This window comes from Pantoea agglomerans, assembly GCF_020149765.1.
Lineage (GTDB): Bacteria > Pseudomonadota > Gammaproteobacteria > Enterobacterales > Enterobacteriaceae > Pantoea > Pantoea alvi.
In genome coordinates this window covers 2,900,751-2,913,840 of the sequence record NZ_CP083809.1, presented here as the reverse complement: position 1 = coordinate 2,913,840, position 13,090 = coordinate 2,900,751, and the positions used below count along the sequence as shown (strand labels likewise).

Below are 13,090 nucleotides of genomic sequence, written 5' to 3'. Positions count from 1 at the left end.
TTGCTGTCCGTTATCCCTGCGCTGGCGTTACGTGCCAGGCCTGCGTCAGCATCCTGCGCATCGCCTGCTGGCTGTAGTTCACCCGCGCGTTTTTGCTGTTGGCGCGCGCCAGAATCCACTCAGCCTCTTCGCCACTCAGCGTCTCCGCCTCCTGCCAGAAGGGCGTAATGGCCTGCTGCTGCAGCCAGTTTTTCAGAAAGCGCGCCGGCTGTGCCTCCGGCACGGCGAACAGCTGCTGCTGCAAATCCTGCATCAGCCGCTGCTGCTGGTCATCCTCGCTTTCCGCCAGCAGATCGAGAAACGGAAAGAGCAGCCGACCGCACACTTCGCCGTGGTGCCAGGGCTTGATGGCACCCAGCTCGCCAGCGATGCCGTGGATCACGCCCAGACCGGCGCTGCTGAGGCAAACGCCTCCCAGCCAGGAGGCGAGCATCATCGCTTCGCGCGCTGCGTCGCCCTCTGCATCGTCGCGGTTCAGCGCGGGCCAGGCCTGAACAAACTGGCGCAGCCCGGTTAGCGCCAGCTGACGGGTAAACAGGTTGCCCTTGCTGGAGAGGTAGGCCTCGAACAGATGGGTAAAGGCGTCAATGCCGCAGGTTGCCAGCACCTTATCGGGCGCGCCTTTCAGCAAATCCGCATCCAGAATCGCCACCTGCGGCACAAACACCGGATGGCGCAGCGAAGCCTTGACCTTGATCTCATGCTGATCGGTCACGACGGCGTTTTGCGTCGCCTCGCTGCCGGTGCCAGCGGTGGTCGGCACGGCGATCAGCGGCAGCGTCACCGCCTGCACCGGCGTATCGCCGACCTTTTCCAGATAGCGCGCGGTAGGGAGCGGATGCTGCATCATGGCGCTGAACGCTTTGGCGCCGTCAAGCACGCTGCCGCCGCCTATTGCCACCACCCGATCCACATGACCGCGCCAGCGTGTGACCCAGGCGTCAATCTCAGCCGGCGACGCTTCATGCGTCACGATTTCATAACCAATAATGAGATCGTTTAATTCGCTTTTCAGACGCGCATAGATCGGGCCGTTAAGAAAGGAGCGGCCGCAGAACAGCAGCGTTGGCTGAGGATCGGCGCGCAGCAGCGGCACCAGCTTATTGATGCTTCCGCGCCCAGAGAGGGTTCGTTGATTGCTGTACAGCTCGATCAGGTTCTCACTCACCGCAACATCCTTATGTCATCAGGGAAAGAGAGAGTGTAACCAAAAGCCGAACGGCGGCAGCGGCAAACTTTCTGATAACGCTGCGATGAAAAGTTGATCACCTTCGCAAAACAGAAATTCAGCCTGCGCAGGGAGGTGCTTTCATCAGGATGTTACCCTTAACATGTTACTGGTAACAGGTTGTGTCCGACTGTGAGTTCGTTTTTCCGATGCCGTACCCAATGTCCGTTTCGGACCCAGGATAACAATATGCTGCTGGCGCTGGCCGGTCAGAAAGGTGGAGAAAATCTATGCCCTTACTTATTGTGGCGATCGGCGTGGCGTTACTGCTGCTGCTGATGATTCGCTTCAAACTCAATGGATTCATCGCGCTGATTCTGGTGGCGCTGGTGGTCGGCATGATGCAGGGCATGCCGGTCAATAAAGTGATTCTTTCTATCAAAAATGGCGTCGGCGGCACGCTCGGCAGCCTGGCGCTGATCATGGGCTTCGGCGCCATGCTCGGCAAACTGCTGGCCGACTGCGGCGGCGCGCAGCGTATCGCCACCACGCTGATTGAGAAATTCGGCAAGCAGTATATTCAGTGGGCGCTGGTGCTGACCGGTTTTACCGTTGGCTTCGCGCTTTTTTATGAAGTCGGCTTTGTGCTGATGCTGCCGCTGGTGTTCAGCATCGCCGCCTCGGCGCGCGTGCCGCTGCTCTACGTCGGCGTGCCGATGGCGGCCGCGCTGTCGGTGACGCACGGCTTTTTGCCGCCACATCCTGGCCCGACGGCGATCGCCACGCTGTTTAACGCCGATATGGGCAAAACCCTGCTGTGGGGCACGCTGCTCGGCATCCCGACGGTGATCCTCGCCGGCCCGGTTTACGCCCGTTTCCTGAAAAGCATCGATAAACCGATTCCGGAAGGGCTCTACAACCCGAAAACCTTTAGCGAAGAAGAGATGCCGGGCTTTGGCGTCAGCGTCTGGACCGCGCTGGTGCCGGTGGTGCTGATGGCGCTGCGCGCGCTGGCGGAAATGGTGCTGCCGAAAGGGCATGCGCTGCTGCCCTACGCGGAGTTCTTCGGCGACCCGGTGATGGCGACGCTGATTGCGGTGCTGATCGCTATCTTCACCTTCGGCCTCAATCGCGGGCGCAGTATGGATGAGGTAATGGGCACCATTACCGACTCAATTAAAATCATCGCCATGATGCTGCTGATTATCGGCGGCGGCGGGGCGTTCAAGCAGGTGCTGGTGGACAGCGGCGTCGATAAATATATCGCCGCCATGATGCAGGAGAGCAACGTTTCGCCAATCTTTATGGCCTGGTCAATTGCCGCCGTGCTGCGTATTGCGCTTGGCTCCGCGACCGTCGCGGCGATTACCGCCGGCGGCATCGTCGCGCCGCTGATCGCCAGCAGCGGTGCCAGCCCGGAGCTGATGGTGATTGCGGTCGGCTCAGGCAGCGTTATCTTCTCTCACGTTAACGATCCTGGCTTCTGGCTGTTCAAGGAGTATTTCAACCTGACGATTGGCGAGACCATTCGCTCCTGGTCAGCGCTGGAAACCATTATTTCGGTGTGCGGTCTGGTGGGCTGTATGCTGCTGTCGATGGTGATTTAAGCGTTACCGCCGGGCGCTGCCCGGCGGCGTTGCTAGCTGGCCAGCGCGCGAAACGCGGCCAGCTCCTCGTCAGGCATGCCCGCCTGCGTCGCCGCCTGGCAGATTTGCTGCCAGCTGTTAGCGTCCAGCGGGATCCCCTCACGCTCGCGCCGCGCGCGATTCGCCTCTTCCCATTCACCCGGTACCTGAATCGGCTCGCTGCCGCTCTGCGGCGAGCGCTTCACCCACGCCAGAAAGGCCTCCGCTTCCTGCTGCATCGCCGGCGCGTTGAACGCGTCCGGATTAAGGATAATGGTGGTCATGCAGTTGTAGATCGCATCATGGCTGGCGAGCACCGTTTCATCATGGGTGGTGCGCCCGCCGGAGAGTGCGCCGCCAAGGATTTCGCACAGGGTCGCCAGCGCATAGCCCTTATGCAGGCCAAACGGCAGCAGCGAGCCCCAGGGCGCCTCGTGCATAACGGAAGGGTGTTCGGTGGGCTTGCCCTGATGGTCGATCAGATAGCCGGGCGGCACGTCGACGCCTTTATTCCAGGCGACGCGCGTTTTACCAAAGGCGATGCCGCTGGTGGCGAAATCGAGCAAAAGGGGGCTGGCGTCACGGCGCGGAAAAATGGCGCAGAAGGGGTTAGTGCCGAAGCGGCGGTCGCTGCCGCCGAACGGCGCTACCATCGGGTCGCCCATAACGTTGACGAAATGAAAAGAGACCAGGCCTGCCGCCGCGCACTGTTCCGCCCAGTGGCCGATGCGACCAATATGGTGCGAGTGGTGCAGGCCGACCGCGGCGATCCCCAGCTGTTTAGCGCGCGCGATACCCTGCTGCATCGCCTCAAAGGCGGCGACCTGGCCGAACCCGCCATGGGCGTGAAAGGTCAGCACCGCGCCGGCGTCCTTCTCCAGCACCGGGTGCTGATTAAGCTGCAGATGGCCCTGGCTGAACGAGCGCATATAGCTGGGGATCATGCCAACGCCGTGGGAGTCGTGTCCGGCCAGATTTGCCGCCACCAGATGATCCGCCACCAGGCGCGCCTCGTCGGCTTCGCTGCCCGCGTGCAGCCATATCGCCTGTACGAACGCGTGTAGCCGCGCGGCATCGATACGATAGAGTTCACTCACCTTGCTCTTCTCCTTTTTATGGGTACAGCGCATCCTGCGACCAAAAAAAAGCAACGGCAAGTGATGGTTTCAGCCGGGGCGAAGGGCCACGAGGCGTGGCCCAGAGCAGGGGTTAATGCGGCTGTTCAAAGCCGGCTTTGACCATTTGCTCGCGCAGCGCGCGCGTAATCTCGCGATTACCGCCGGTAACGGGGTAAATCACGTTGTTAACCACATCATCAAGGTAATGCTCATCAAACTCTTGCATGGTGAGCTGCGTGCCGCCTTCATCGTTAATAGCGAAAGACCCTTTGATGTGATCGCCGGCATTTTTCGCCTTAAGGCTGTAGCGACCCATACTGGTATTTATCGTGCTCATAGCGTCTCCTTGTTACTCGTCTTACGGTAGTCGTCGCAGAGGCCTGCCTTTGCCGCAAAAAGTTTAGCGGGTCGCAAAGAAGCAAACGAAGCGTAAGCAGGTTAAAAAAACAGCTGCTGCGACCGGCGTCGCAGAAATAGTTCGGGTTTATCTGGAAAGCCAGACGCCAGCCCAGCAAGGAGCCGCCCCAGCAAAAACGCAACGACAGGCTATACTCTTCTGTGAAAAGGTTTTTTTACTGGCAAAGGAACATGGATATGAAAATAATTTTGTGGATTATCGCCATCATTTTCATTGTTGGGTTACTGACGCTGACCGGCGTATTTAAGTTAATTTTCTGAATTAACGCGGGCACCGCTCAGGTGCCCTTGCTTCTCGCTTTCTTTGACGTCTGCGCCACCAGACAGCGCGCAATAGGATCGACAAGCGTATTCGGCAACAGATCCTGCACGGTCAGGCCCTTGTTGCAGCTGGCGCAGCGCGCGCCGTGAAGCGCCGGATCTGCTGAAGGATCGTGGGTAAAAGTAAACTTCGCACTGCCGCAGGTGGTGCAGCGAATTTTCATTACCATACTAATGCTCTCCATGCCTGAAACAAACAGGCGCCATTCTAACAAATTCCTCCGCTTTATTTATCAAAACTTCTAAACAATTAATGTGAGTTACCTTGTAGCCGCGGCAGTTGATTTTTTAACTATTACATAGGGATACTATACCTGTGAGTTATCTTCCGGAGCGCGACCCGTTAGCGGCCGACCCGGTACAGGAAGCTGCGCAGGCAGCGTTGCTCCAGCTGCCAGAAACGCGGTGCCCGGCCTGTTTTGCCGCGGTTTGATTTCACCTGGGTATAATCGCGCTTCTGATGCAGAATTTTATTCACCCGGGCGCAGGCGGCACGCTGGCCGACGCGCCGTCGAGTTACAGGAAAAAGTTGTGAGCTTCCCCCTTACGCAATCTGTCGAGAACGGCTGGCACAGCTTCAGCAATAACGTGCAGCAGACCTGGGCGCAGCCGCAAAACAGCGATTTTTATCTGCCCGCCATCACCTGGCATAACCGCTGGACCTACGACGACGAACATATCAGTCGCTATAACGAGCGCCCCTGGGGGGCAGGGGGCGGCATTTCGCGCTATGACGAAAAGGGCAACTGGCACGGTCTCTACCTGATGACTTTTAAAGACTCCTTTAACAAGTGGGAGCCGTTCGCTGGCTACGGCTGGGAGGCGACCTGGCATCCCGTTGACGGTAGCGATTTTCATCTCGGCGCGGGCTATACCGCCGGCGTGACGACGCGCGATAACTGGCGCTATATTCCCGTTCCGGCGCTGCTGCCGCTGGCGTCGACAGGATTGGGTCCGCTGAATTTTCAGATGACTTATGTTCCAGGCACTTACAATAACGGTAACGTCTATTTTGCCTGGCTGCGGCTGCAGTTTTAGCTTTTCAGGCGCGGCGGTAAAGGGGATCGAAGTGAAAAAAAGGCGATATTTATCACTTTTTCATCAATTCTCACTGGACAAATGTCACTGCAATTGCTGTACTAGACGCCGACACAGTTTAGTGTCCATTTTTCATGTAAAGGTAATATAGATGTCCAAGATTAAAGGTAACGTTAAGTGGTTTAATGAATCCAAAGGATTCGGTTTCATTACTCCTGAAGATGGCAGCAAAGACGTGTTCGTTCACTTCTCTGCTATCCAGAGCAACGGCTTCAAAACTCTGGCTGAAGGTCAGCGCGTAGAGTTTGAAATCACCGAAGGCGCCAAAGGCCCATCTGCTGCTAACGTTATCAGCCTGTAAGTTAACAGTCAGAATTTCAAAAACCCGCCGCATGGCGGGTTTTTTTATGGCTGAAAGAAGGCGCAGAACCCACCGGCTACGCTGCTCAGCGCGAGCATTAGCGTCACGGCCTCCTCCAGACTACGCGGCATCACGCTTCTCATTATCCTCTTCTCCTCCGGCTGTCAGCGCCAGCTTCGCAGGCGAAGATTAACCTGACCTTACCCTCCGGTAACAAAGGGGTGACGCTGCTGGATTTGCGGCGTCAGTCACATAAAATCCGCGTAACATTATTATAACAACCCTTGCCTGCAGCTTTTTTCCTGCCGACGCTATATAAAAGAGCGGCACCATTATCTTCTTCAGGAGGCAGGATGAATATACGTCAGGCACAGGCGAAAGACAGCTTTGCGCTCAGCGCGCTGCTGGCCGAATTAGGCTACGGCGGCACCGAGAGTTTTATCGATAAACGCCTTGCCCAGCTCAGCAGCGATCCCGACGAGATGCTGCTGGTCGCCGAGCATGGCACGCAGGTGCTGGGATTCCTGTCGATGCACTTTATTCCCCAGCTGGCGCTGGCGGGTGACTTTGCGCGCATCAGCTACTTTTGCATCGCCGAAGGAGAGCGCAGCAAGGGCGTTGGCCAGCAGCTGTTGCAGCATGCTGAAGCGATGGCGGCGCAGCGCGGCTGTGACCGTATGGAAGTGCACTGCCACGCGTCGCGGCTGAAGGCGAATCAGTTTTACCTGCGCGAAGGCTATGAAGAGTCGCCGCGCTACCATATCAAAGGTCTGAACTAAGCCGCGCCTCGCGTCCGGCGGCGATGGCCAGCGCGCTGGCCAGCATCTCCAGCTGCGTCGCCTGCAAACAGGCGATGCTGACGCGGATAAACTGCGTCGGCCCCAGCCGGCAGCGTTCGCCGGGCAGCACGGCGATGCCGCGCGCCGCCAGGGTGATCATCGCATATTGCTCGGACGCCACCGGTATGCAGATGCTGAGTCCGTCGCGCATCGGCAGCTTCAGCCCGTGCGCCGCCAGCGCCGTCAGCATGCGCTCGCGCCGCTGGCGGTAGGTCGCGCGCGCGGCGGCGATCCTCTCCTGGGTCGTGGCATCCTGCAGCAGCCAGGCGACGCTGTCCTGCAAAATCCGGCTGGTCCAGCTGACGCCAAAGTTGCGCCAGGCCTGAATGCGCCTCACCATTTCCGCAGTGGCGGACAGAACGGCCAGCCGCAGATCGGGGCCGTAGGCTTTGGAAAACGAGCGCACGTGGAGGGTGCGGTCAGGAAAAATCGTGCCGAGGCTCCAGGCGGGGGTGGCGGAGAGATCGCCCAGACCGTCATCTTCAACGATCAGGGTCGTGCTTTGCGCCAGCGTCTGCGCCAGTGCGGCCTGACGCGCCTGGCTGACGCTGTTGCCGGTCGCGGAATGGGTGCGCGGCTGGTAGATCACCATCGCTGGCGACTTCTGCAGCAGCGCGGCGAGCATCTCCGGCAGCGGCCCCTCATCGTCGCAGGCTAACGGCAGGATCTCCGCGCCGACGTTATCGAGCATATCGAGCAGTCGCGTTGCGGTGGGATCTTCAATCACCACGCGATCGCCCGGCGCTATCAGCGTCTGCACCACCAGATTCATCGCGTCGAAGCCGCCATCCGTCGCCAGAAAGGCTTCGGCCGCGTAGGGCCAGCGCGGCGTGATGGCCGACAGCAGCAGCGGTGAAATCGCCTCGCGGTGATAGCTGTTGAGGTGCGGTGACTGCAGCGCGGCCAGCAGGGCAGGCTGCAGGTCAGGCAGCAGCGCGGGATCGGGCGAGGCCATCGCCAGATCGGCGCGGATGTTATCGCCGTAGTTGCCGATTTTCTCAAAGCGAATCGGGCGCGGCATCACGGTGTTGCCTGATACCCAGACGCCGCTGCGCCCTTTGCCCGCCAGCACCTTATGCTTTTTAAGCTGCCCCCAGGCTGCTGACACCGTCGCCGGACTGACCCCCAGCTTCTCCGCCAGCTCGCGCACCGCGGGCATCTGCATACCCACCGCAATTTTGCCCTCGCGGATCAGCGTTGAGGCCGCCAGCGCGATGCCCTTTACTGAGGCGTCGCTTATCTGCTCGCTCAGCCAGTCGATATCCACCGTTTGCGTCATAAGAAAATAATTTGTTCAGTAACGAATTAATGATTGTTCAGATAAGTATTCCCGAACTAGTATCAAATTCAAGCACTATTTGATGAATAAATCATCGGCGCGGCAGGGCGCAACCTGTCAACGGGGCATACATGAGCAAATTAATCGTCAGACTGGCCGTGCGCGACTGGGACTACTTTACGCCGCTGGCGCTGGGGGACCTTCAGCCAGAGGGATTTGAGCTGGTTATCAATCGCGTCGGCACGCTGGTGGATAACCTGGCTGACAGCCCTGACTATGAGGGGGGCGAAGTCTCCTTTAGCCGCTATGCCCAGGGGCGCGCCCGCGGCGAATCCGGCCTGCTGGGCATACCGCACTTTCTGATGCGCGGCTTTCGTCAGCGCTGCATTATCACCACCGCCGACAGTCCGCTCACCGCGCCGGCGCAGCTTAAAGGCAAGCGTATCGGCGTCACCGGCTGGCAGGACTCGGGCAACACCTGGACGCGCACCGTACTGCGCGAGGCGGGTGTAGAGATCGACGATGCCTACTGGTTCGCCGGTCGCCTGACCGCGGCACATCCCGTGGTCGATCGCCTGGCGGGCTTTGGCCGTCCGGGGCGCATTGAGGCCGCGCCAGGCGAGCGCCCGCTGCTCGACCTGCTGCGGGCAGGGGAGCTGGACGCGGTGTTTACCCCCTTTATGCCGGAAGGCTTTTTCCTGCCGGGATCGGGGCTGCGTCAGCTTCAGCCCGATTTCCAGCAGGCGGAGCGCGACTATTTCCACCGCGTCGGCTACGTGCCGGGCATCCACATACTGGCGCTCAAGCCGGCACTGGCCGAGGCGCATCCCTGGCTGCCGCAGGCGCTCAGCGAGATTATCGACCGCTCATGGCGGCTGTGGATGCAGAAGCGGGAGAAGTACGCCGACACCACGCCCTGGCTGCTGGATGATTTGCGACGCACCGCGCAGGAATTGCCCGCCAGCTGGAATCAGAACGGATTTGCGGTTAACAAGAAGATGATTGCCGACTTTGCCGATGAGCTTTATCAGCAGGGACTGACAAAAACGCGCCTGACGCCGGAAGCGATCTTCCCGGCGGCCAGCAAGGGGGAGTGATGATGAAAGTAGCGATGGGGCAGTTCGCGGTCAGCCGCGAATGGCAGGAAAACGCGGCAATTTGCCTCGATCTGATGACGCGCGCCGACGCGGGCGGCGCCGATCTGCTGGTGCTGCCGGAAGGGGTGCTGGCGCGCGATATCGCCGATCCCGATCTGGTGCTGAAGGCGGCCCAGCCGCTGGACGGCCCTTTTCTGACGCAGCTGCTGGCGAAAAGCCAGGGCAGCGCCTTAACCACCATGATGAGCGTGCATGTGCCAACGGAGGGCGACAAGGCGCTGAACGTGCTGGTTGCCCTGCGCAACGGTGAGATTATCGCTGCCTATGAAAAACTGCACCTCTACGACGCCTTTGCCATGCAGGAGTCGCAGCGCGTCAATCCCGGCGCCGTTATCCCGCCGCTGGTTGAGGTCGCCGGCATAAAAGTGGGGCTGATGACCTGCTACGACGTACGCTTTCCCGAACTGGCGCGGCGTCTGGCGCTGGACGGTGCCGAGGTGCTGGTGCTGCCCGCCGCCTGGGTGAAAGGACCGCTAAAAGAGATGCACTGGGAGCTGCTGACCACGGCACGCGCGCTGGAGAACACCTGCTATATGGTGGCAGTGGGCGAGTGCGGCCCGCGCAATATCGGCAACAGCCTGGTGATCGATCCGCTTGGCGTTGCCATCGCCAAAGCGCCTGAGTCGACCGCGCTGGTCTTTGCGGATATCGACCCGCAGCGCATCGTCTACGCGCGCAGCGTGCTGCCGGTGCTGGAGAATCGTCGCTTCGCCCGTCCGGAACTCAAAACAGAATAAAATGCCAGGGAGAAACCACCGTGAAAAAGAGTGCAACCGCCATTTTGCTGGCGCTGGGGCTGAACGCCTCGCTGGCCCACGCCGCCGACGCCATACCGACGCAGCAGGTCGACCAGGCGCTGCATGACCGCCTGCCCGAGGCCATTAAACAGGCGGGCAAGATGATCTCCGTTAATAACGGCTCCTTTCCCCCTTATGAAATTGTCAGCGGGCCGCACGCCATGGACGGTGCCTCCGCCGACCTCAGCACCGCGCTGAGCCAGCTGCTGGGCGTGAAAATCGAGCACGCCACGGTCAGCGGCCTGTCGGGGGTGCTCTCCGGCATTAACTCGGGGCGCTACCAGCTGGCGATCGGCCCGATAGGCGACTACCCGGATCGCCAGCAGAAAGTGGACTTTATCGATTTCGTGCAGGAGTTTGTGGTGTTCGGGGTGCAGAAGGGCAATCCGCAGCAGATCAACGGGCTGGAGGATACCTGTGGCAAACGCATCGCGGTCATGGCGGCGGGCTCGGCAGAGCAGGTGATCCGCAAGCAGTCTGAGGCGTGCGTGGCGGCGGGCAAACCGGCCGTGGTGGTGCAATCCTTTACCGATCAGCCCTCCTCTATTCTTGCGGTACGCTCGAAGCGCTCTGACGCCTTCTTCTCTTCGCAGGCGCCCCTGACCTACTTTATCGAGCAGGCGAGCGGCCAGCTTGAGCTGGCGGGCAAGGGACAGAAAAACGGCTTTGGCGATATTTTCCAGGGTACGGTGGTGCCGAAAGGATCGCCGCTCGGCCAGGTGGTGCTGGACGGCTATAAAGCGCTTTACCAGAACGGCACCTACGCTGCCATCATGAAAAAGTGGAAGCTGGATGGCAATATGATTAGCGCGCCGGGTCTTAACCTGGCGAAAGGGGCGGCAAAATGAGTTTGAACGCCCATAATACACGAGCCAGGGATAAGGCCGACGTGCAGCAGCGCGACGTGGCCTTCGCCCGCAGCGCACCCGCCTGGGGACGCTGGGTCTCCTGGATTGTGGCGCTGATCGTCGCCTCCAACTTTCTCTGGCTGGTGGCGACCAACCCTAACTTTGAGTGGAAAGTGGTGCTGCAGTGGTTTACCGAGGCGTCGGTGCTGAAAGGGCTGGAGGTCACGCTCGGCCTGACCCTTGTCTCAATGATCCTCGGCACCGGGCTGGGCCTGCTGCTGGCGGTATGGCGTCTGTCGGAGAACCGGCTGCTGAGCGGCCTCGCCAGCCTCTATATCTGGTTTTTTCGCGGCACGCCGCTGCTGGTGCAGCTGATATTCTGGTACAACCTTTCGACCCTGTTTCCTGTTCTCTCGCTGACGCTGCCCTGGACATCCGTGACCTGGGCCAGCTGGAACACCAACGATCTGATCACCCCGCTGACGGCGGCCATCGCCGGGCTGGCGCTGAATGAGGCGGCCTATATGGCGGAGATTATCCGCGCCGGGCTGCTGTCGGTGGATAACGGCCAGGTTGAAACCACCCAGGCCTTTGGCATGAGCCGCAGCCGCGCGCTGCGACGCATCATTATTCCGCAGGCGATGCGCGCCATTATTCCGCCCAGCGGCAACCAGCTTATCAGCATGATCAAGGCGACCTCGCTGGTGAGCGTTATCGCCATGGGCGATCTGCTCTATTCGGTGCAGGCGATCTACAACCGCACCTTTGAAATTATCCCGATGCTGATGGTGGCGGTGATCTGGTATCTGCTGATTACCTCGATCCTTAACGTCGGCCAGTCGGCAATAGAGCGCTACTACGCGCGCGGCACGCGCCGCACGGTAGAGGCGGCGAAACCGCGTCCAGCCAGGCCGCTCTCCGGCGCGCGCCTGCTGCAGAAGGAGGATATATGAGTGCTGTCGCGCCGTTGGTCAGCGCGCGTAACGTTCATAAAAGTTACGGCCATAACCCGGTATTAAAAGGGATCGATCTCGACGTATTTCCAGGTGAGGTGGTGGTGATCCTGGGGCCCTCCGGCTCGGGGAAATCGACCTTTCTGCGCTGCATCAATCATCTGGAAGATATGAACGGCGGCTCGATCATGGTGGGAGATGAGCAGATTGGCTATGAGCTGAAAAAGGGTGTTCTGCATCGCCTCTCGCCGCGTAAGATCGCCCTTCAGCGCCAGAAGATCGGTATGGTGTTTCAGCAGTTTAATCTTTATCCCCATCTGACGGTGCTGCAGAACATTATCGAGGCGCCGATCGGCGTGCATAAGTTTCCGCGTCACGAGGCGATCGCCTATGCGCGTTCGCTGCTGGCCACGGTGGGGCTCAGCGACAAAGCAGACGCCTGGCCACGGCATCTTTCTGGCGGGCAGCAGCAGCGCGTGGCGATCGCTCGCGCGCTGGCGATTAAGCCGACGCTGATGCTGTTCGACGAGCCAACCTCGGCGCTTGACCCGGAGCTGGTGGGCGAGGTGCTGGCCACCATGCGCACCCTGGCGGATCAGGGGCTGACCATGATTGTGGTGACCCATGAAATTGGTTTTGCGCGCGAAGCGGCCGACAGGGTGGTGTTTATGGATGGCGGCGTGGTGGTAGAGCAGGGGCCACCCGAGCAGGTTATCGCGCAGCCGCAGCATCCGCGTACCCAGGCGTTTTTAAGCCGCTTTATTTAACGCGGCGTCACCGATCTTACTCTGTTACAGAATCTAGTTGAGGTTGGCGGCGATCTGCGCGTAAATAGCAGCGTTCGTTTTCGCTTAGGTTGAAAAGGTAAAGTATGGAAGGTATCAGTATTGCCAAACTGCTGATCATCGGTGCGCTTATCGTACTGCTTTTTGGCACCAACAAGTTACGTTCACTGGGTGGCGATCTGGGCTCCGCAATCAAAGGCTTCAAAAAAGCCATGAAAGACGAAGAACCCACCGCGACCAAAACAACGGCTGAAGATGTTCCGGCGGAACGCGTCACCCATAAAGAGTGATTCGTGACCGTCAGAGAATAGATGTAACTATTTATTTCTCACGGACATAAAAAAACCAGACCCTTTGCGTCTGGTTTTTTATTGCCTGAGACAG

General features: G+C 59.6%; 15 protein-coding genes. 10 read left to right on the top strand and 5 right to left on the bottom strand.

Going from position 1 to position 13,090, the window contains the following annotated elements; translation table 11 throughout:
• Positions 1-10: 10 nt before the first annotated feature.
• On the bottom strand, positions 11-1,168 hold the full coding sequence (locus LB453_RS16735; RefSeq protein WP_103795012.1) for an iron-containing alcohol dehydrogenase: 1,158 nt from the start codon (positions 1,166-1,168) through the stop codon (positions 11-13).
• Positions 1,169-1,458: 290 nt separating this feature from the next.
• Between LB453_RS16735 and gntT the strand changes: the two genes are divergently transcribed.
• Complete coding sequence (gene gntT, locus LB453_RS16730; protein WP_103795011.1) at positions 1,459-2,775, top strand: gluconate transporter; 1,317 nt, start codon at positions 1,459-1,461, stop codon at positions 2,773-2,775.
• A gap of 32 nt (positions 2,776-2,807) precedes the next feature.
• On the opposite strand, the gene LB453_RS16725 is transcribed toward gntT, so the two are convergent.
• The 3 genes from LB453_RS16725 to LB453_RS16715 all read right to left on the bottom strand — a co-directional run bounded on the left by LB453_RS16725 (position 2,808) and on the right by LB453_RS16715 (position 4,819).
• Positions 2,808-3,890 carry a malate/lactate/ureidoglycolate dehydrogenase gene (locus LB453_RS16725; protein ID WP_103795266.1) on the bottom strand — a complete coding sequence of 361 codons (1,083 nt, stop codon included), beginning with the start codon at positions 3,888-3,890 and terminating at the stop codon, positions 2,808-2,810.
• A gap of 112 nt (positions 3,891-4,002) precedes the next feature.
• Positions 4,003-4,248: a hypothetical protein gene (locus LB453_RS16720; protein ID WP_103795010.1), complete on the bottom strand. Its 246-nt coding sequence runs from the start codon at positions 4,246-4,248 to the stop codon at positions 4,003-4,005.
• Between the two features lie 358 nt (positions 4,249-4,606).
• Entirely contained in the window at positions 4,607-4,819 is a 213-nt protein-coding gene (locus tag LB453_RS16715; RefSeq protein WP_103795009.1) for an ECs_2282 family putative zinc-binding protein, read from the bottom strand.
• A 361-nt stretch (positions 4,820-5,180) separates the two neighbouring features.
• On the opposite strand from LB453_RS16715, the gene pagP reads away from it, so the two are divergent.
• The 3 genes from pagP (at position 5,181) to LB453_RS16700 (ending at position 6,827) form a co-directional block, all read left to right on the top strand.
• Positions 5,181-5,687 (top strand): lipid IV(A) palmitoyltransferase PagP, encoded by a 507-nt coding sequence (gene pagP, locus LB453_RS16710; protein ID WP_103795008.1) that lies wholly within the window; start codon positions 5,181-5,183, stop codon positions 5,685-5,687.
• A 151-nt stretch (positions 5,688-5,838) separates the two neighbouring features.
• Positions 5,839-6,048, top strand: a complete 210-nt coding sequence (gene cspE / locus LB453_RS16705; protein ID WP_033751857.1) for a transcription antiterminator/RNA stability regulator CspE — start codon at positions 5,839-5,841, stop codon at positions 6,046-6,048.
• A gap of 353 nt (positions 6,049-6,401) precedes the next feature.
• Positions 6,402-6,827, top strand: coding sequence for a GNAT family N-acetyltransferase (locus LB453_RS16700; protein ID WP_103795007.1), 426 nt, complete (start codon positions 6,402-6,404; stop codon positions 6,825-6,827).
• Here LB453_RS16700 and LB453_RS16695 read toward each other — a convergent pair.
• The gene (locus LB453_RS16695; protein ID WP_103795006.1) at positions 6,811-8,166 is read right to left on the bottom strand and encodes an aminotransferase class I/II-fold pyridoxal phosphate-dependent enzyme; all 1,356 of its coding nucleotides are present in this window, start codon (positions 8,164-8,166) and stop codon (positions 6,811-6,813) included. The two genes, LB453_RS16700 and LB453_RS16695, sit on opposite strands and share 17 nt — an antisense overlap.
• Before the next feature lie 131 nt (positions 8,167-8,297).
• Here LB453_RS16695 and LB453_RS16690 point away from each other — a divergent pair, with 131 nt between their 5' ends.
• The 6 genes from LB453_RS16690 to tatE all read left to right on the top strand — a co-directional run bounded on the left by LB453_RS16690 (position 8,298) and on the right by tatE (position 12,996).
• Entirely contained in the window at positions 8,298-9,263 is a 966-nt protein-coding gene (locus LB453_RS16690) for a nitrate ABC transporter substrate-binding protein (RefSeq protein ID WP_103795005.1), read from the top strand.
• Positions 9,264-9,265: 2 nt separating this feature from the next.
• The gene (locus LB453_RS16685) at positions 9,266-10,060 is read left to right on the top strand and encodes a deaminated glutathione amidase (protein ID WP_103795265.1); all 795 of its coding nucleotides are present in this window, start codon (positions 9,266-9,268) and stop codon (positions 10,058-10,060) included.
• A gap of 20 nt (positions 10,061-10,080) precedes the next feature.
• Positions 10,081-10,968: an ABC transporter substrate-binding protein gene (locus LB453_RS16680; protein ID WP_103795004.1), complete on the top strand. Its 888-nt coding sequence runs from the start codon at positions 10,081-10,083 to the stop codon at positions 10,966-10,968.
• Positions 10,965-11,921 carry an amino acid ABC transporter permease gene (locus LB453_RS16675; RefSeq protein WP_103795003.1) on the top strand — a complete coding sequence of 319 codons (957 nt, stop codon included), beginning with the start codon at positions 10,965-10,967 and terminating at the stop codon, positions 11,919-11,921. The genes LB453_RS16680 and LB453_RS16675 overlap by 4 nt, the downstream gene beginning before the upstream one ends.
• Positions 11,918-12,688: an amino acid ABC transporter ATP-binding protein gene (locus LB453_RS16670; protein WP_103795002.1), complete on the top strand. Its 771-nt coding sequence runs from the start codon at positions 11,918-11,920 to the stop codon at positions 12,686-12,688. Before LB453_RS16675 ends, LB453_RS16670 begins: the two co-directional genes overlap by 4 nt.
• A gap of 104 nt (positions 12,689-12,792) precedes the next feature.
• Positions 12,793-12,996 (top strand): twin-arginine translocase subunit TatE, encoded by a 204-nt coding sequence (gene tatE, locus LB453_RS16665; RefSeq protein WP_033751842.1) that lies wholly within the window; start codon positions 12,793-12,795, stop codon positions 12,994-12,996.
• The last annotated feature ends 94 nt before the right edge of the window (positions 12,997-13,090 follow it).

Excerpts from the sequence above, each read along its gene's own strand:
- gntT (WP_103795011.1), top strand. The coding sequence starts at position 1,459 with ATGCCCTTACTTATTGTGGCGATCGGCGTGGCGTTACTGCTGCTGCTG.
- LB453_RS16720 (WP_103795010.1), bottom strand. The coding sequence starts at position 4,248 with ATGAGCACGATAAATACCAGTATGGGTCGCTACAGCCTTAAGGCGAAA.
- LB453_RS16715 (WP_103795009.1), bottom strand. The coding sequence starts at position 4,819 with ATGGTAATGAAAATTCGCTGCACCACCTGCGGCAGTGCGAAGTTTACT.
- cspE (WP_033751857.1), top strand. The coding sequence starts at position 5,839 with ATGTCCAAGATTAAAGGTAACGTTAAGTGGTTTAATGAATCCAAAGGA.
- LB453_RS16700 (WP_103795007.1), top strand. The coding sequence starts at position 6,402 with ATGAATATACGTCAGGCACAGGCGAAAGACAGCTTTGCGCTCAGCGCG.
- LB453_RS16695 (WP_103795006.1), bottom strand. The coding sequence starts at position 8,166 with ATGACGCAAACGGTGGATATCGACTGGCTGAGCGAGCAGATAAGCGAC.
- LB453_RS16690 (WP_103795005.1), top strand. The coding sequence starts at position 8,298 with ATGAGCAAATTAATCGTCAGACTGGCCGTGCGCGACTGGGACTACTTT.
- LB453_RS16685 (WP_103795265.1), top strand. The coding sequence starts at position 9,266 with ATGAAAGTAGCGATGGGGCAGTTCGCGGTCAGCCGCGAATGGCAGGAA.
- LB453_RS16675 (WP_103795003.1), top strand. The coding sequence starts at position 10,965 with ATGAGTTTGAACGCCCATAATACACGAGCCAGGGATAAGGCCGACGTG.
- LB453_RS16670 (WP_103795002.1), top strand. The coding sequence starts at position 11,918 with ATGAGTGCTGTCGCGCCGTTGGTCAGCGCGCGTAACGTTCATAAAAGT.
- tatE (WP_033751842.1), top strand. The coding sequence starts at position 12,793 with ATGGAAGGTATCAGTATTGCCAAACTGCTGATCATCGGTGCGCTTATC.